At 56.1% G+C, this 16,929-nt stretch carries 14 protein-coding genes and 1 other annotated feature; of the genes, 9 read left to right on the forward strand and 5 right to left on the reverse strand.

Going from position 1 to position 16,929, the window contains the following annotated elements:
• The first annotated feature begins 7 nt into the window (after window positions 1–7).
• From rsfS to leuS, 4 genes are all read left to right on the forward strand, one after another.
• Window positions 8–355 (forward strand): ribosome silencing factor, encoded by a 348-nt coding sequence (rsfS, locus tag PEL01S_RS10360; RefSeq protein WP_063184760.1) that lies wholly within the window; start codon window positions 8–10, stop codon window positions 353–355.
• A complete protein-coding gene (locus tag PEL01S_RS10365) occupies window positions 352–1,254 on the forward strand; it encodes a CvfB family protein (protein ID WP_127460237.1) in 903 nt (300 codons plus the stop codon). The genes rsfS and PEL01S_RS10365 overlap by 4 nt, the downstream gene beginning before the upstream one ends.
• A 49-nt stretch (window positions 1,255–1,303) precedes the next feature.
• Window positions 1,304–2,107, forward strand: coding sequence for a class I SAM-dependent DNA methyltransferase (locus tag PEL01S_RS10370; RefSeq protein WP_063184762.1), 804 nt, complete (start codon window positions 1,304–1,306; stop codon window positions 2,105–2,107).
• A gap of 325 nt (window positions 2,108–2,432) precedes the next feature.
• Window positions 2,433–2,678 (forward strand) — a binding site (T-box leader).
• Between the two features lie 53 nt (window positions 2,679–2,731).
• A complete protein-coding gene (gene leuS / locus PEL01S_RS10375) occupies window positions 2,732–5,182 on the forward strand; it encodes a leucine--tRNA ligase (protein WP_127460238.1) in 2,451 nt (816 codons plus the stop codon).
• Window positions 5,183–5,277: 95 nt separating this feature from the next.
• Here leuS and comER read toward each other — a convergent pair whose 3' ends face one another.
• Window positions 5,278–6,102 (reverse strand): late competence protein ComER, encoded by an 825-nt coding sequence (comER, locus tag PEL01S_RS10380; RefSeq protein WP_127460239.1) that lies wholly within the window; start codon window positions 6,100–6,102, stop codon window positions 5,278–5,280.
• Between the two features lie 109 nt (window positions 6,103–6,211).
• Here comER and PEL01S_RS10385 point away from each other — a divergent pair, with 109 nt between their 5' ends.
• The 4 genes from PEL01S_RS10385 to PEL01S_RS10400 all read left to right on the forward strand — a co-directional run bounded on the left by PEL01S_RS10385 (window position 6,212) and on the right by PEL01S_RS10400 (window position 11,473).
• A complete protein-coding gene (locus PEL01S_RS10385; RefSeq protein ID WP_127460240.1) occupies window positions 6,212–6,799 on the forward strand; it encodes a helix-hairpin-helix domain-containing protein in 588 nt (195 codons plus the stop codon).
• A 122-nt stretch (window positions 6,800–6,921) separates the two neighbouring features.
• Window positions 6,922–8,214: a homocysteine synthase gene (locus PEL01S_RS10390; protein ID WP_127460241.1), complete on the forward strand. Its 1,293-nt coding sequence runs from the start codon at window positions 6,922–6,924 to the stop codon at window positions 8,212–8,214.
• A gap of 31 nt (window positions 8,215–8,245) precedes the next feature.
• Window positions 8,246–8,758, forward strand: a complete 513-nt coding sequence (locus tag PEL01S_RS10395) for a deoxycytidylate deaminase (protein ID WP_063184767.1) — start codon at window positions 8,246–8,248, stop codon at window positions 8,756–8,758.
• 96 nt (window positions 8,759–8,854) lie between these two features.
• Window positions 8,855–11,473 (forward strand): DNA internalization-related competence protein ComEC/Rec2, encoded by a 2,619-nt coding sequence (locus PEL01S_RS10400; RefSeq protein WP_127460242.1) that lies wholly within the window; start codon window positions 8,855–8,857, stop codon window positions 11,471–11,473.
• A gap of 120 nt (window positions 11,474–11,593) precedes the next feature.
• Here PEL01S_RS10400 and PEL01S_RS10405 read toward each other — a convergent pair whose 3' ends face one another.
• The gene (locus tag PEL01S_RS10405) at window positions 11,594–12,955 is read right to left on the reverse strand and encodes an MATE family efflux transporter (RefSeq protein ID WP_127460243.1); all 1,362 of its coding nucleotides are present in this window, start codon (window positions 12,953–12,955) and stop codon (window positions 11,594–11,596) included.
• A gap of 6 nt (window positions 12,956–12,961) precedes the next feature.
• Window positions 12,962–13,540, reverse strand: a complete 579-nt coding sequence (locus PEL01S_RS10410) for a TetR/AcrR family transcriptional regulator (protein WP_127460244.1) — start codon at window positions 13,538–13,540, stop codon at window positions 12,962–12,964.
• Window positions 13,541–13,780: 240 nt separating this feature from the next.
• On the opposite strand from PEL01S_RS10410, the gene PEL01S_RS10415 reads away from it, so the two are divergent.
• Window positions 13,781–14,716, forward strand: a complete 936-nt coding sequence (locus PEL01S_RS10415) for an EamA family transporter (protein WP_174806927.1) — start codon at window positions 13,781–13,783, stop codon at window positions 14,714–14,716.
• A gap of 101 nt (window positions 14,717–14,817) precedes the next feature.
• Here the strand turns inward: PEL01S_RS10415 and PEL01S_RS10420 are convergent, their stop codons facing one another.
• Both PEL01S_RS10420 and PEL01S_RS10425 read right to left on the reverse strand, forming a co-directional pair.
• Complete coding sequence (locus PEL01S_RS10420; RefSeq protein WP_127460245.1) at window positions 14,818–15,900, reverse strand: NAD(P)H-dependent flavin oxidoreductase; 1,083 nt, start codon at window positions 15,898–15,900, stop codon at window positions 14,818–14,820.
• A gap of 112 nt (window positions 15,901–16,012) precedes the next feature.
• Complete coding sequence (locus PEL01S_RS10425; protein WP_307722003.1) at window positions 16,013–16,915, reverse strand: LysR family transcriptional regulator; 903 nt, start codon at window positions 16,913–16,915, stop codon at window positions 16,013–16,015.
• Between the last annotated feature and the right edge of the window lie 14 nt (window positions 16,916–16,929).

Here is a 16,929-nt window from a genome sequence, read left to right on the forward strand (position 1 = left end):
AAACGATATGACCATTCAACCGGATGAGCTTATGCAGCTCGTGGTCGATGCGGCCGAAGACAAGAAAGCGATGGACGTAACGGCATTGAACCTGCGCGGGATTTCTTTGATTGCGGATTATTTCGTCATTTGCCACGGGAATTCCGAAACGCAGGTGCAAGCGATCGCGACCGAGATTAAAAAACGTTCTGAAGAGCGCGGCGCACGAATTCGCGGCCTCGAAGGCATGGACACGGCCCGTTGGGTGCTTGTCGACTTGGGCGACGTCGTCGTTCACGTGTTTCACCGCGACGAACGCGAATATTACAACATTGAGCGGCTGTGGTCTGACGCGAAAGTGGTCGAACGGGTATGAGGCTGGAAGCCGGAACGATCCGACGTTTGGACGTGGCGAGAGAAGTATCGCCGCACGGCTATTTTTTGACGGACGGCACGCAAGACGTGCTGCTCCATTACAACGAAGCCATCGGGGAAGTGAAGCCGGGGGAGCAGGTTGAAGTATTCCTGTTTCATGACACCGAGGACCGGCTGGCGGCGACGATGCGCAAGCCGCTCGTGACGCTCGGAGAAGTCGCACTTCTCGAAGTGGTCGACATTCATCCGCGCTTCGGCTGCTTTCTCGAAATGGGGCTCGGGCGTCATTTGCTGCTTCCTTTTAAAGAGCTGCCCGAGCTTAAGGAGCTTCGTCCCGAAGTCGGAGACCGCGTATTCGTCGTCCTCGCTCATGACCGGCAAGGACGGCTTGTCGCCAAAGTGGCCGGAGAAGACCAGCTCAAGCGCCTGTGCTTTGACGCTCCGGCAAGCTGGCGCAACACTTGGGTCGACGCCCGCGTCTACAAGCCGCTGCAAATGGGCTCATTCGTCGTCTGCGACGGCGGCGTAGTCGGCTTTGGCGTCATCGGCTTCATTCACGCGTCCGAGAGAACCCGCTTGCTGCGCCTCGGCGAACAGGTGAAAGTGCGCGTCACGTTTGTGCGCGAGGACGGCAACGTCAACTGCTCGATGCGCGAGCGTAAGGAGGTCGGACGCGACACCGATTCGGAGAAGCTGCTGGCCTTCCTGAAAGAGCGCCCGAATCAGGCGATGCCGTATTCGGACGAAACGCCGGCCGATTTGATTAGCCAACGGTTCGGGATGAGCAAGTCCGCCTTCAAGCGCGCCATCGGCAAGCTGATGAAGGAAGGCCTGGTTTATCAGGAAGGCAGCTGGACCTATTTGAAAAAAGAAGCGGCATCGCAGCCGGCATCCGAATGAAGGTCGTTCGGAGCCGGCCTTTGTCTGTTCGCTGAAGGAGGAGCAAGCTGTGGCTTACGAACAATTTTCCTATCTGTATGACCGGCTGATGGAGGACATGCCCTATGACGACTGGCTCCACTTTGCGCACCAGTGCTGGGACAAGCTCGGAACGCCCCGAAGCGTAGTCGATCTGGGCTGCGGCACCGGAAGCATCGCGGTCCCTCTGGCGCAGCTCGGCTACGAAGTCGTCGGCATCGACCTGTCGGAGGACATGCTTTCCATGGCTAGTCAAAAAGCGGAAAGCGCCCAGCGGAGCAAGTCTTTTCCTGCGGGCGGAAGCGTGATGTGGCTTCAGCAGGACATGCGCGAATGGGAGCTTGGCCACCCGGTGGATGCGGTCATCTCATTTTGCGATTGCCTGAATTATTTGCTGGAGGAAGAAGACATCGAGCGGACCTTTAAGCAGGTATACGATGGGCTGGCTCCCGGCGGGGTGTTCGTGTTCGACATGCATACGCAGAGCCAGCTTCAGAGCTATGCGGAATCGCAGCCGTTTTTCCTGAACGACGACGATGTCGCTTACATCTGGACCTGCGATTTCGATCCGGGCCGGTGCGAAATCGAGCACGAGCTGACGCTGTTCGTACGGGAAGGCGACGCTTGGGCGGAAGGGTCTGACGATGCCATTACGGAGCGATATCACCGGATCGAGGAGCTGCATGTGCAGCGGGCGTATCCGCTCGATTGGGTGCAGGAGCGGCTGCGTGCGGCCGGATTTTCCGAGACGGCATGCTATGCCGACTTTTCGTTCGAAGCGCCGAAGGACGATACGCAGCGTGCGTTTTTTGTGGCCGTGAAGCAGCGGGATTGAGATTGAAGTGGGGCAAACAGATAGGGACGCATCACGTTAACGTGTTAAATGGATAATCAGTTGCAGCAGACACAGAATCATCCCCCACAGCGGGAGCGACAGCATGACTCCGTTGATCAATCCTTTCAAGCGGCTCATCCTCCGTAAGCTTTGAATAGAAAACTTTTATTACAAGTATGGCCAAGTTGTGGAGGATGTAACCGGAGCAGGGTCGCTGGATATTGGCCCGGCGGCATTTTATCCCGCTGCTTCGGGAAAATCGGGAGCCCGGCTTGACACGGAGGAATCGTTTTTCATATAATGAAACCTAATTGGAGCATATATGCAAAAGGCCGTGACAAGAACTAGTAACTGCAGCGCTTTCTTTCAGAGAGCCGGTGGCGGGTGGGAACCGGTAGAAGCAGGCAGCGAACTCATCTTCGAGCCGTTTGGCCAATAGACCGCAACAAAGCGCAAGCTTCGCCGGTCAAAGCCATAAACGTACCCCGCGTTAAGGGGAGAGTGGGCCCGGGCAAAGCATGTCTAGGTCAACTAGGGTGGTACCACGGGAAATAAGCCTCTCGTCCCTAGCGTTGCGCTAGCGATGAGGGCTTTTTTGTTTGAATCGAAGGAGGTCTACACAATATGGCACAGGAAGCTAGAGAACAGCAAGGGTACAATCCCTTGGCGATTGAACCGAAATGGCAGCAATATTGGGAGAAAAATAAAACGTTCAAGGTGCTGGACGACGAGAGCAAGCCGAAATTTTACGCGCTTGACATGTTCCCGTATCCTTCCGGCGCAGGTCTTCACGTCGGGCACCCGGAAGGCTACACGGCGACGGACATCGTATCCCGCTATAAACGGCTGCGCGGCTATAATGTTCTGCATCCGATGGGATGGGACGCCTTCGGCTTGCCGGCGGAGCAGCATGCGCTCGATACGGGGCAGCATCCGCGCGACATCACGTTCCGCAATATCGATAATTTCCGCAGACAGATCAAATCGCTCGGCTTCTCTTACGATTGGGACCGCGAATTCAGCACGACCGATCCCGAATATTATAAATGGACGCAATGGATTTTCGTTCAGCTGTATAAAAAGGGTCTCGCCTATGTGGACGAGGTGCCGGTGAACTGGTGTCCGGCGCTCGGAACGGTGCTGGCCAACGAAGAAGTCATCGACGGCTTGAGCGAGCGCGGCGGCCATCCGGTCATTCGCAAGCCGATGCGCCAATGGGTGCTCAAAATCACCGAGTACGCGGAGCGCCTGCTAGAGGATCTTGAGGAGCTCGATTGGTCTGAAAGCATCAAGGATATGCAGCGCAACTGGATCGGCAAGTCTACGGGCGCCGAAGTGACGTTTGCCATCGACGGACACGGAAACGATAGCCTGAAGGTATTCACGACCCGTCCGGATACGCTGTTCGGAGCCACCTATTGCGTATTGGCGCCTGAGCATGAGCTCGTAGCCCGTATTACGACGGCGGAGCAAGCTCAAGCGGTGCAAGACTATCAGGAACGTGCGGCCCGCAAAAGCGACTTGGAGCGCACTGATCTTGCGAAGGAAAAAACGGGCGTCTTTACCGGCGCTTATGCGGTTAACCCGGTCAACGGCAGCAAGGTGCCGATCTGGATCGCCGACTATGTGCTGGCCGGATACGGAACAGGCGCGATCATGGCAGTGCCGGGGCACGACCCGCGCGACTGGGAATTCGCGAAGCAGTTCGACCTTCCGATTGTGGAAGTGGTGCAGGGCGGCGATGTAAACAAGGAAGCGTATGGCGGCGACGGCCCGCACGTCAATTCCGAATTCCTGAATGGCTTGAATAACGAGCAGGCCATCGCGCGAATGATTGAGCACCTCGAAGCCAACGGCAAAGGCCAAGGCAAGGTCACCTATCGTCTCCGCGACTGGCTGTTCAGCCGTCAACGTTACTGGGGCGAGCCGATTCCGATCCTCCATCTGGAGGACGGCACGATGAAAACCGTACCGGAGGATCAGCTGCCGCTGCTTCTGCCGGAAGTGGACGAAATCAAGCCTTCCGGCACGGGCGAATCGCCGCTGGCCAATGTGACGGATTGGGTGAATACGGTAGATCCGGAGACCGGCCTCAAAGCGCGCCGCGAGACGAACACGATGCCACAATGGGCGGGAAGCTGCTGGTACTACCTGCGCTTTATCGATCCGAAGAACAAGGACGAGATCTGCTCCAAGGAGCTGCAGCGCAAATGGCTGCCGGTCGACCTGTACATCGGAGGCGCAGAGCATGCCGTGCTTCACTTGCTGTATGCCCGTTTCTGGCACAAAGTGCTGTACGATCTCGGCGTTGTAGAAACGAAGGAGCCTTTCTACAAGCTGGTCAACCAAGGCATGATTCTCGGCGAGAACATGGAGAAAATGAGCAAATCGCGCGGCAACGTCATCAACCCGGACGAAATCGTCGGCGAGTACGGTGCGGATACGCTGCGCATGTACGAAATGTTTATGGGCCCGCTGGAAGCGACGAAGCCTTGGAACACGAACGGCGTAGAAGGCACATTCCGCTTCCTGAGCCGCGTTTGGCGCTTGTTCGTCGGCGAAGACGGTGGGCTGAGCGCGAAAATTACCGAAGATGGCGATGCGGGCAGCGAAGCGTTCAAACGGACCTGGCACCGCACGATTAAAAAAGTCACCGAAGACTATGAGGCGCTGCGTTTCAATACGGCGATCAGCCAGCTGATGATCTTCGTCAACGAAGCGTACAAGACGGACCGTCTGCCGAAAGCGGCGATGGAAAACTTCGTGCAAATGCTGTCTCCGATCGCGCCGCACTTGGCGGAAGAGCTGTGGGAGAAGCTCGGTCATTCCGGCACCGTTGCTTATGAGGCATGGCCTGTATACGACGAAGCGTGGACGGTCGACAACGAAGTGGAAATCGTGATCCAAGTGAACGGCAAAATCGCCGACCGCGCCACAATCGCGGCGGATGCCGACGAAGCGACGATGCAGGAGCTGGCGCTTGGCTTGGATAAAGTAAAAGAAGCGATGGAGGGTAAAACCGTCCGCAAGGTGATTGCCGTCAAAGGCAAGCTTGTCAATATCGTCGTAGGGTAAGAAGCGGCGTCAGGAAAACAAAAAACCGCGCTCCGGAATCGGAGCACGGCGGTTCATATCGGAAAAGGACGTGAAAGCATCGCGTTCTATTCGGCCTACGGGCTGAAAAACCGGGCTTTCACCTTTTCCACGTCTTCATCGTATTTAGCATGAGTTGTGCGGATCAGGTCGTCAAAGACCCCGCACAGCTCTTTTTGCATTATGCGGAGTCCTTCCGCGGTAATGCCGCCGGGAACGGATACCCGCTGCTGCAGGGAAGCGGGCGTAAAGCCTCCGGTAGTCAGCAGCCTGCCGGTACCGAGCGTCATTTCGGCCGCAAGCTGCGTAGCCTCCGTCTCGGAGATGCCGGTGGCGGCAACGGCGGCATCGACGAATTTTTGCACGAAAAAGGCCAGAAACGCCGGGCCGCAGCTTGTAATGTCCGAAGAGACGCGCGTATACTCCTCGCGGATGCGGATAGGGGCGCTAATGTGAGAAAGCAGCAGTTCCAGCCGGGCTTGATCCTCGTCGGTCATCCGCTCTCCATAAATGCACAGAGTTGCCCCGCTGAGTACATAGTTGGTAATGCTCGGAATGACCTTGGCGATTTTGCAGGGAAGCAATTTTTCCAAATGACGAATCTGCACCGGGCTTGTAATGGAGACGACGACCGTGTCCGGAGTGACGACATCCCGGATATCATCGATGACCGCTTTGAATTCCATAGGTTTTACACATAGAAAAAGAAGCTGGGACCCCGATGCAGCTTCCTTATTGGAACGGGCTGTTTGCAGGCCCGGGTAGCTTTCCGCTAACTGCTCCGCTTTGCGGGCGGTGCGATTGGTCACAACAAGATGCTCCGGGCTGACTGCGCCGGATTGAATGAACGCTTCGACGAGAATACTGCCCATGCTGCCTGTTCCGATAAATCCGATTTGCATGACCATCCCCCCTGATTGGATTGCAGCCTTTTTCATGTATATGAGACGGGGCGCAAAACCATGCATTCGATTTTTCGATCAAGATTCGATGAAGAAACGAGGTGGAGCAATGCCCCATTTTTCGGAAAAAGCTTTGCTGCGTCTTGCCGGCCTGACGCTCGCCGCTGGTATTATCATTGTGCTGCTGGTTTGGCGCCCTTGGACCTCTGATGGAATACCGGTGGGCTTTAAGGCGGCGGACGAGGAAATGAGAAAATTGCTTCAGGAGCAGAACGAAGCAAGACAAGCGAATGGGCTTCCGGGCGAGGCGAAGGCAGCGAAGGATGAAAAGAACCCTGCGGCGGAGCCGAAAGGGAATCCGACCGCGGAGAAGGCTGCCGCAGAGTCAGCGCCCAAGCCTACCGCAGCGGGCAGTCCGCCGGAAGAAGCTACCGCCGTCGGGGCGGCTTCCGATCCGGTCAAGGCCGCTGCCGGGAAGCCGTCGGAGAGCGCTTCGGGCAAAATCAATTTGAACACGGCTACCGCCAAACAGCTCGACGAGCTCCCGGGAATCGGGGCCAGCCGGGCGGAAGCGATTGTCGAGCTTCGCAAGAAGCTGGGCGGTTCGTTCAAATCCGTGGACCAGCTGCTGGAAGTGAAGGGAATCGGCGAAAAAATGCTGAAAAAAATAAAGCCTCTCGTCACTTTGGAGCCTTGATTCGGCCAAGCTATGCAATTATGTCTGGAATGTTTTGCGGAGAAAGCTTTCGTTTTGCTGCGAGATGTGCGAAAATAGGTACGATTATCCATCATTTCTGTTGATTATAAGGAGGATGCAGTATGTCAGAAGAGCGCAAGCTTTCTTTGGAAACGTTGGCCGTTCACGCAGGACAGGAAATTGACCCAACGACGATGTCCCGAGCAGTTCCTTTGTACCAGACGACGTCCTACGGATTTCGCGATACGGATCATGCCGCCGATTTATTTGCTCTCAAAGAGTTCGGCAACATCTATACGCGCATTATGAATCCGACGACCGACGTGTTCGAAAAACGCGTTGCTGCGCTCGAAGGCGGAGCTGGGGCTCTGGCGACGGCATCCGGCCAAGCGGCCATCACGTACTCGATCCTTAACATTGCCGGAGCGGGCGACGAGATCGTATCCTCGTCCACCTTGTACGGCGGTACTTACAATCTGTTTGCAAATACACTTGCGAAAATCGGCATTAAAGTGCATTTCGTCGATGCAAGCGATCCAGAAAATTTCCGGAAAGCCATTACGCCGAAAACGAAAGCCGTGTTCGCGGAAGCGATTGGCAATCCTAAGGGTGACGTTCTCGACATTGCTGCCGTAGCGGCTATTGCGCATGAGAACGGCATTCCGTTGATTATCGACAATACGTTCCCGAGCCCGTATCTATGCCGTCCGATTGAACATGGAGCGGACATTGTCGTACATTCCGCGACCAAATTTATCGGTGGACACGGCACCTCGATCGGGGGCATCATCGTCGACGGCGGCCGTTTTGACTGGAAAGCCAGCGGCAAATTTGCCGGTCTGACCGATCCGGACCCGAGCTACCACGGAGTCGTGTATACTGACGCCGTCGGGCCGATCGCTTACATTATCAAGGCGCGTGTGCAGCTTCTGCGCGACATGGGCGCTTCGATCTCGCCGTTCAACGCGTTCCTCCTGCTGCAAGGTCTCGAAACACTTCATCTTCGCATGGAGCGCCACAGCTTCAATGCGCAGAAGGTTGCCGAATTCCTGGAGAAGCACGAAGCTGTGGATTGGGTGAGCTACGCCGGCCTTCCAAGCCATTCGTCGCATGAGCTGGCGAAAAAGTATTTGCCTAAAGGCCAGGGCGCCATCATGACGTTCAGCATCAAAGGCGGTGTAGAAGCAGGGCGCAAAGTGATCAATGCGGTAAAGCTGTTCTCCCATTTGGCGAACGTCGGCGATTCGAAGTCGCTCATCATCCATCCGGCCAGCACTACGCATCAGCAGCTTAGCGAGCAGGAGCAGGCGGCGGCGGGCGTAACGCCGGGGATGATTCGTCTGTCCATCGGGACGGAAGCGATCGACGACATTATTTACGATTTGGATCAAGCGATCCAAGCAAGCCAAAAATAGAGCCGGAAAACATAAAGGAGCTTGAATCAGCATGATGGCACGTAAAGATTGGGATACGTATTTTATGGATATCGCCTATATGGCTTCCACCCGCTCCCAATGCAGCCGAAGGCACGTTGGAGCCGTACTGGTGCAGGGGAAGAAGCTGCTCGGCACGGCGTACAACGGTGCTCCGATGGGCGTGCCGGATTGCTCGGAAGCGGGCTGCATGCTCGTGGAAGAGTACGAATTGGTCGCATCGGACGGCAAGGAGCAGGTGGTCAAGAAGCAGCGCTGCATCCGGACGATCCATGCGGAGCAAAACCTGCTGCTGTTTACGGACCGCGAGGACCGCGAGGGGTCCGTCGTTTATGTGACCGACCAGCCGTGCTGGACGTGCGCGAATATGCTCGCGAACAGCGGCGTATCGGAGATCGTATTCCACCGGTCGTATCCGAAAGACAACGACAAGGTGCGGGCGCTGATGGAGCAGCGCGGAATGACGTTCCGGCAGCTTGAAAACTACGAGCCACCGGCCGGAACGGTCAGCGAAGTGAAAAATTAGAACGATCCAAAGCCTAGGAGGAAGAACCTCTTTTGGGGCGTGCATCAGGCATGCGCCCGGGAGAGGTTCTTTTTTTGTTGCTGGAAGGAGGAGCGGATGGCTCAAAGACCGATCGTAACGTTCGCGGTATGTTGGGGTATAGGCTATGCCGTTGCGGTGATTGCGCCGCTGCCATGGATGAATCTGTGGCTGGCTATGGCCGCAGGAATGCTGTATTGCGCCGCGATGATCATGAGGCCAAAGGGGATCGTTTGGCTCCGCAGTCTGTTGATCGTCGCCGCCGCGGCTGGCGTATACGGCGACCATGATGTCCGAAACCGGAGCTTGGTCGAATTACAGACCGATGAAGTAAGCAGCGTGCATTTTCAAGGAAGGATCGTGACGCCGGTTTCGGTGGACGGGGACCGCGTTTCCTTTCAAGCGGAAGCTGAGTCCATAGCGATTCCTGAGTATGGCGTACCGGAAAATGGCGGCAAAGGCGAGCAGATGCAGTTTTCGATCCGTTTGCTTGCTCGGGAGGAGCAGGAGACGGCCAGACGTTGGGAGCGGGGCGACCGGATCGAGCTGGACGGAACGCTGCGCCGTCCGGCGGAAGCGCGTAACTTTGGCGGCTTCGACTACCGGAGCTATTTGCGGCTGCAGCATATTCATTGGCAGATGACGGCAAAAGGGACCGCAGGACTTGCCGTAACGCCACCGGAATCCGGTGAATGGGGCGGCTGGCTTGCCATGCGCAGCATCGACCGCTTTCGGGACCGGCTGGCTGCGCAGGTAGACCAGTTATTCCCTCCGGATCAAAGCGGCTTTATGAAAGGGATGCTGATCGGCCTGACGGATGAGATCGAGCCGCAGCAATTCGAGCGGTTTTCCCGGCTGGGATTGACCCATATTATCGCGATCTCCGGCTTGAATGTCGCTATTTTTCTGGCATGCTTGATCTGGCTGCTGCGCCGCTTCGGACTGACAAGGGAAACGGTTCTGCTTACGGCACTTGCGCTCATGCCGCTGTATATCGCCGTCACCGGGGCTTCGCCTTCAATCGTCCGCGCCGGCCTGATGGCGATGATTGGCTTGTATGCCGCTTATCGGAACCGGCTCAAGGACGGGCTCCACATCGCGCTGATTGCTGGAGTCGGCATGCTCGTCTGGAATCCGTATTACTTGCTGGACGTCAGCTTCCAGCTGTCGTTTCTGGTGACGCTCGGCCTCATTCTCGGCGTTCCGCAAATGAACAAGCTGCTGCCGGTAAAGCATGTGAAGCTGAGAGACGCGCTTTCGATTACCCTAGTCGCACAGCTGATTTCGTTTCCGCTGTCGATTTATTATTTCAACCAATTTTCTCTAATGTCGTTTGCTGCCAATTTTGCGCTGGTTCCTGCATTTAGCGCATGGGTGATGCCGGGCGGAACAGCGGCCATGCTGCTTGGATTCGTCTGGGGGACCGGAGCGGGCTGGCTTGGGTGGCTGATTGCCAAGACGAATGAGCTTCTGTTTTACGTGGTGGAACAAGCTAGCAAGCCGGATGCGGTTCAAACGATTTGGCCGACCCCTTCGCCGGTATGGATATTGGCTTATTACGGGCTGTTGTGCGCGGCGCTTGTGCTGCTGCAGCCGTTCGCGGCCAAGGACGAAGGGGTTGCCCCCGAGCCGATGCTTTACGGGGTGAAAACGAATAAACTGCCGTTCCTAAACCGGCAAGCGATGAACCGTTACGTCCTGCTGCCCGCCAGTTTGCTCGGCTTTGTGGGATTGCTCTGGTACGGCTACGATCCGGAACGCGGAGCAGCGGAGGGACGCGTGCAGTTTTTGGATGTGGGGCAGGGCGATAGCATCTTGATCCAGACGCTGCCGGGAGGCCATACGATCTTGGTGGACGGGGGCGGAACGGTTTCCTTCCGCAAACCGGGGGATGCGTGGAAGGAGCGGAGAGACCCATATGAAGTGGGCCGGAAAATGCTCGTGCCGCTGCTCAAAAAACGCGGCGTGCAGCAAATCGACGAGCTTATTCTGACGCATCAGGATGCCGATCATTTCGGCGGCTTGCAGGCAGTGCTTGAGCACATTCCGGTGCGGCGGTTTTTGTTCAACGGGACGTTGAAGCCGTTGCCGGCCGTAGAAAAGCTGTTTCAAACCGCACTGGAAAAGGGGACGGAGCTAGTCGAAGTGGAGGCGGGAGATACGCTGCAGGTCGACGCCGGCACGGCGCTTTATTTCTTGTATCCGCTGCCGGAGGGAGCGAGGGAGGGCGTGCGTGTGGAGCAGGATCAAAACCCGAGCTCCGTCGTGTTTTTAATGGAGCTGGCGGGCACCCGCTGGCTGTTCACAGGCGATATTGGACAGGCCGAGGAGCGAAAGCTGCTTGACCGCTGGTCAGCGGTAACGCCGGGACTCGCTCAAGGAGAGGCGCTGGCTCCTGCCGCTCGAGAAGCTGTGTCGTCTGGGACGGCCACACAGGTGTATAAACCCGTCGATGTGCTGAAGGTCGCCCATCACGGGAGCAAGTCGTCTACGGCCGAAGAGTGGCTGAACGCTTGGCAGCCGAAGCACGCGGTCATCTCCGCCGGGGAGAACAACATTTACGGGCATCCGAACCGGCAGGTGCTGGAGCGGCTGACGTCGCACGGTATAAGCGTGCAGCGGACGGACAGGGACGGGGAGGTGCAGATGACCGTGCGTGACGGAAAGATTTATACGCGAACGAAGCTCCGGCCTTAAAGGTATGGCGGAACCGGGCGCCTACTGCACGCCATAACGCGACAAAAGCCGCCCGGTCCATGCGATGATGGGCCAAGCGGCTTGGGCGAAGCGGAAACGCAGGTGAAGGCGCAGCCTGCGTTAAGAGGCGGCATTCACCGAAGCAACGGTGCGGGAGCGCCTGCGGATATAAGCATAGACGGTAAGGACGACGATCAGCTCCGAAAGCGGGATAGCGAGCCAAATTCCGGTCGTTCCCATGACATGGGGCAGGGTGAACAGCAGAGCGACCATGATCAGCATCTCGCGCGCTACGGTAATCCAAGTCGCCATTTTGACTTGGTCGGTCGATTGAAAGTACGTCATCATGACAAAATTGATGCCCATAAACAGATAGCCGATGAAAAATAGACGTATGCCGGAAGCGGCCAGCTCCTGAACCTCCCGGGTAAACGAACCGAACAAGGAAACGATGCTGTCGGCCGTAAGCAAGCCGATCAGAAACACGCCTAGCCCGATGCCGATCGACGTTTTTACGGCGATGTTGATAGTCTCCCGCTCCCGGACATGCTGCTTTGCGCCCCGATAGTAGCTGATCAGCGGCTGAATGCCTGAGCCCATGCCGATGAATATCATTAGCACTACGCTGTGCACGTAATTTAGAATGGAGAAGGCCGATACGCCTAACGTGCCCGCCCACCGGACCATAGCCATGTTGTAGCCCGCCGTAAAGACGGCGATGCCCAATTCCGCGACAAAGCTCGGAAAGCCGATCGTGAACGTACTCTTGGCCAGCTTCCACGACAAACGCAGCTTGACGAAGCGGAGCGTGCTGTCCTTGCGCAGAAAATGCGTAAACAGCACGCACGCCCCGATGGCCGAAGCGCCGATCAGCGCCCATGCGGACCCGGCTACGCCGAAGTCGAGAACAAACAACAGCACGTAATTTAGCCCAATATTGCATACGGCTGTCACGAGCAGCGAAATCATCGCCAGATTCGGATTGGCGTCGTTCCGTACAAAGATGCTGAACGCATTTTGCACGGTGACGACAAAGCCGAAGCTTAGCAGCACGGTCATAAATTCCATCGCATAAGGCATCGTCTCGTTATTGGCTCCGAGAAACACCGCCAGCTTTTCGCGGAACAAATAAGCGATCCCCGCCAGCGCGAGCGTCAAGCTGAAAATGAGCGTAAGCGAATGAGTAAAGATCGAGCGTGCCCGCTCTACGTTCTTGGCGCCTAACGATCTGGAATACAGAGCCGCGCCGCCGATGCCGACCCACAGCGATATGGCAAAATAAATCGAAAATACCGGAAAGGCGACATTGACCCCTGCCAGAGCCACCTCGCCGAGCCGCTGCCCGACGAAAATGCCGTCAATCACGACGTTGATGGACATCATAAACATACCGACAACCGATGGAACCAAATAACGGACGAATACTTTGCCTACGGAATCGGATTCCAGGGCTGTCAGCTTGTTGTTTTCAAGTTGCATCATACACCTCTAACTATCTTCTCTATAAAGTATTCCTTTCCACAATAAGGAAAAGGTGGTTTCGGACGCTTCGATAAAATAATCCGGGCTGCCGAAAATTAGTTTGTTGGTCAAGCCTTCGTAAATCGTATGCACGGCGAGGGCGCCTTCCTTCGGATTGACCTGAGTAGTCGAATCAAGCTGAAAAGCAAGCTCCAGTAGATGAAGCAAATGATGCGAATACAATTCGTACATGGTGATGCACAGTTCCTGCAGGGGCTCGGGAGGCATGAACGCCATCAGAAACATCAGCTTCACATTCCGGTTGGTCGCGTAGCGGTCCTTCATCTCTTCAACGAAGGTGCGTAGCAGCGTCTGAAGCGGCTCCCCTTTATGCTCGTGAAAAAACGTGGTCAAGTAGGCGATTTCCTGCTTTGTTGCGTCCTCGTGAATTTCCACGACCAAATCTTTCTTGCTCTCAAAATGAGCGTACATCGACTGCTTCTTAATCCCTACCTCCTGGGCAATATCCGCCAGCTTCGTGCCCTCGTAACCGTATTGCAGCAGATGCCCTATGGCGGCTTTCTTAATCTCTTCTCTTCGGCTCATCGTACTCACCTTGGTTCTATGACTTCATTTTACCTTACTGTGGTCAGGTAAATATATCAGTAATATTATCACAATTTGAGCCATTTTCAAACAGAAAACTTACCGTGGTCAGTTCTTTATAAAAAACAAGTCTTGAAACTCGGCCCAGAGTTTGCTATATTTTTTGTTTGTGGGGCTTCCGCTTTTAATAGCCGGAGCCACCGCGGGTGGGTGAGGGTTAACTAGAACCGAGGATCGGTTATGATATTTTCGCAGCGATTCAAAGCTAGCTTGTTGGTACTGACCGGCGCTGCATCGTATGGGATACTGTCCACTTGCGTCAAGCTGGCGTATAAGGACGGCTTTTCGCCTGCTGAAGTGACGGGCAGCCAAGTAATGTTCGGCTTTGTGGCTTTGTGGCTTCTGAGCATCCGTTGCTGGGGTTACATGAAGAAGATGCCGAGGATCGTCTTTCTGAAGCTGCTCGGCAGCGGGGTGTTTACGGGGCTTACCGGCGTGTTTTACTACTTCGCGCTGCAAACGTTGAGTGCGTCGTTCGCGGTGCTGCTGCTGTTCCAGTTCACCTGGATGGGGCTGCTCGCGGATTGGCTGCTGCAAAAAAAAGCGCCCAACCGTTTTCAGCTCATCGGCGTTGTCATCGTGCTGGCCGGCACGCTGTTCGCCTCCGGCTTTCTCGAAGGCAGCGTGCCTCAGCTTAGCTGGACCGGTATCGGGCTCGGGCTGCTTGCGGCCGCAAGCTATACGCTGACTGTTTATTTCAGCGGCAGGGTTGCGACAGACGTGCCTGCGATTTTGCGCAGCTCGTGGATGCTGACGGGAGCGGTCATCGTCGTGTCGCTTATTTATCCGCCGACGTTTCTGTGGAGCGGCGCGCTGACGAACGGCCTGTGGGGATGGGCGGTCATTCTAAGCCTGTTCGGCATGATCCTTCCGCCGTACTTGTATACCAAGGGTGCTCCGCACCTCAGTACCGGCGTAGCCTCCATCATCGGGGCGATCGAACTGCCCGTCGTCATTGTGTGCTCCAGCCTGCTCCTTCATGAGCAGACCGGCTTGCTCCAATGGCTCGGCATCGGACTTATTTTTGCCGGCATCGTCGTATCCGAATGGAAAAGCAAGCGCGCGAGCCAAAGCGAACGGAACCTTACGGAGCCCCAAACGGACATGCCGCGATAAGCGACCGGCAGCAACAGTTTTATGTAAATCAAAAAGAGGCCTTCTTCCGAGTAGATGTGAATCTGCCTGGAAGAAGCCTCTTTTTTATATGCCGGGTGCGATCATCCTTCCCCGAAGTGACTTAGCCGCTGCAGCGTACCGGCTGCTTCGCGCATCAATTCGCCGATCAGCTTCCCTGCGGGCTGAGTCCTATTCAAGCGCAGCGCTTGCCCGGCCCAGAGCGACATATACTGCGGGTTGTTTGCATTCGCCGCGGCTTTGCGGATATCTTGTGTTAATTTATTTTGGATAGGGTACTCGGGAATGGGGCCCGGATATTGCTCCATATCCGAAATAAATTCATTTTTGATCCCCCGGGCCGCTTTTCCGGAAAAAGCAACGGTCACTGTCGTATCCTCTTCGCTGCTTTGAAGGATGGTCCGTTTATGCTGCTCGTGGGCTCCGCTTTCGTCGCAGGTCAGAAAAGCGGTGCCCATCTGTACGCCGGAAGCGCCCAGCGCCAAGCTGGCGACGATTCCGCGGCCATCCATAATGCCTCCCGAGGCAATGACGGGGGTGCGGACTTGAGCAACGATTTGAGGGACCAGCGCCATCGTTCCGACCAGCCCGTCCTCGTAGCGGCCTAAGAACGTTCCGCGGTGTCCGCCGGCTTCGCTGCCTTGGGCGACGATAAGATCGATCCCCGCCGCCTCAAGCGCCAGCGCTTCGCGAACCGTGGTCGCGGTCCCGATGAGCTTAATGCCTTCGCTTTTCAGCTTGCCGATGTGCTCGGGCGAAGGAATGCCGAAGGTAAAGCTGAACACGGGCACGCGTTCGTCCAGAACGACTTGAAGCTGCGCTTCAAACGTTTCTTGAAACTTAGCGGGCATGGCCCCTGGAGCAAGCTGAAACCGTTCCCGGTAACGGTTTAACCACTCATTCATTCGTTCTGCGGTATCATCAGGCGGACCGAACGATTCAGGGGTAAACAAATTGACAGCAAAAGGGCGGTCCGTTAGACGACGGACGTCCTCGATGGCGCGTTTGATTTGCTCGGGCGTCAGATATCCGGCACCAATCGTCCCCAGCCCGCCGGCTTCCGACACGGCGGCTACGAGCTCCGGCGTCGTCGGCCCCCCGGCCATACCGGCTTGTATGATGGGATAGGAACATCCGACGAGTTCTGTCATCAGGGTAGAAAACATGGTAAAGCACTCCTTCCAAACTATGACGGCATATCCAAACCTGCTATGTTCTCATCATAAGCAATACGTTTCATCAAGTAAAATCGCAATAGCAGATACCCGTCATCTCAAATTATGATGGCTGACCGGGGCCGTGCGGCACAAAGAAGCGGTGTTTGATCTCATGGAGAAACACCTTGTAGGCTTGCGTCAAATAGGCGTCTTTCCGGCGGATAAATACCGTTTGAACCCGTCCGTATCGTTCCGGGATCGGAAAGGATCGGACGAGGCTTTCCTTGGTTTTGCTACACACGATCGATTCGGGAAGCAGCGAGACGCCAAGTCCGGCGGCAACGCAGCCGATAATCGTTTCCAAGGTGCCGAACTCCATAACTTTGACGGGCATGACGCCTTCCTCTTGAAGCCAGCCAAGCAGCTTGGCCCGGTAGGAGCAGCCGGAACGAAACACGAGAACGGTACGGCCCGTCAATTCCTTAGGAAAATCAAGATGCGGATGCAATGCGTCCGTGACAAGGACAAGCTCTTCCTCGAAGACGGAATCCTGCAGCAGCTCCGGATGTTCTACGGGGCCCATGACAAACGCTCCGTCCAGGCTGTAATCGAGCACCGCCTGAATCAATTGCTGCGACGGTCCTGTTACGAAAGACAAATCGACCTCTGGGCACATCCGGTGAAAGTCTGCCAGCAGGTGGGGCAGCCGCACGGCGGCGGTCGTTTCCATCGACCCGATCGACAACGGCCCGGTCGGCGTCGACGCATCTTGAACTGCTTTGCGCGCCTCTTCCAATAAACGCAGCGCCTTGTCGGCGTACTCAAGCAGCGTTTTGCCGGCAGAAGTCAGCGTAATGCCCCGATTATGCCGGTAAAAGAGCGGGGCGCCAAGCTCTTTTTCGAGCTGCTTGATTTTCGTGGTGACGTTGGATTGTGCGTAGTTTAGCAGCTGCGCGGCCTTGGAGACGCTGCCGCTCCGCGCGGCGGCTTGAAAAACTTGAAGAGCTGCGGTATCCAGCGGCATGATCGGTGCCTCCT

Origin of the sequence: Paenibacillus elgii NBRC 100335 (assembly GCF_004000865.1) — a bacterium.
Classification (GTDB): Bacteria; Bacillota; Bacilli; order Paenibacillales; family NBRC-103111; genus Paenibacillus_G; species Paenibacillus_G elgii.

Excerpts from the sequence above, each read along its gene's own strand:
- rsfS (WP_063184760.1), top strand. The coding sequence starts at position 8 with ATGACCATTCAACCGGATGAGCTTATGCAGCTCGTGGTCGATGCGGCC.
- leuS (WP_127460238.1), top strand. The coding sequence starts at position 2,732 with ATGGCACAGGAAGCTAGAGAACAGCAAGGGTACAATCCCTTGGCGATT.
- PEL01S_RS10425 (WP_307722003.1), bottom strand. The coding sequence starts at position 16,915 with ATGCCGCTGGATACCGCAGCTCTTCAAGTTTTTCAAGCCGCCGCGCGG.
- PEL01S_RS10365 (WP_127460237.1), top strand. The coding sequence starts at position 352 with ATGAGGCTGGAAGCCGGAACGATCCGACGTTTGGACGTGGCGAGAGAA.
- PEL01S_RS10420 (WP_127460245.1), bottom strand. The coding sequence starts at position 15,900 with ATGTTTTCTACCCTGATGACAGAACTCGTCGGATGTTCCTATCCCATC.
- PEL01S_RS10410 (WP_127460244.1), bottom strand. The coding sequence starts at position 13,540 with ATGAGCCGAAGAGAAGAGATTAAGAAAGCCGCCATAGGGCATCTGCTG.
- comER (WP_127460239.1), bottom strand. The coding sequence starts at position 6,102 with ATGCAAATCGGATTTATCGGAACAGGCAGCATGGGCAGTATTCTCGTC.
- PEL01S_RS10395 (WP_063184767.1), top strand. The coding sequence starts at position 8,246 with ATGATGGCACGTAAAGATTGGGATACGTATTTTATGGATATCGCCTAT.
- PEL01S_RS10400 (WP_127460242.1), top strand. The coding sequence starts at position 8,855 with ATGGCTCAAAGACCGATCGTAACGTTCGCGGTATGTTGGGGTATAGGC.
- PEL01S_RS10390 (WP_127460241.1), top strand. The coding sequence starts at position 6,922 with ATGTCAGAAGAGCGCAAGCTTTCTTTGGAAACGTTGGCCGTTCACGCA.
- PEL01S_RS10415 (WP_174806927.1), top strand. The coding sequence starts at position 13,781 with ATGATATTTTCGCAGCGATTCAAAGCTAGCTTGTTGGTACTGACCGGC.
- PEL01S_RS10385 (WP_127460240.1), top strand. The coding sequence starts at position 6,212 with ATGCCCCATTTTTCGGAAAAAGCTTTGCTGCGTCTTGCCGGCCTGACG.
- PEL01S_RS10405 (WP_127460243.1), bottom strand. The coding sequence starts at position 12,955 with ATGATGCAACTTGAAAACAACAAGCTGACAGCCCTGGAATCCGATTCC.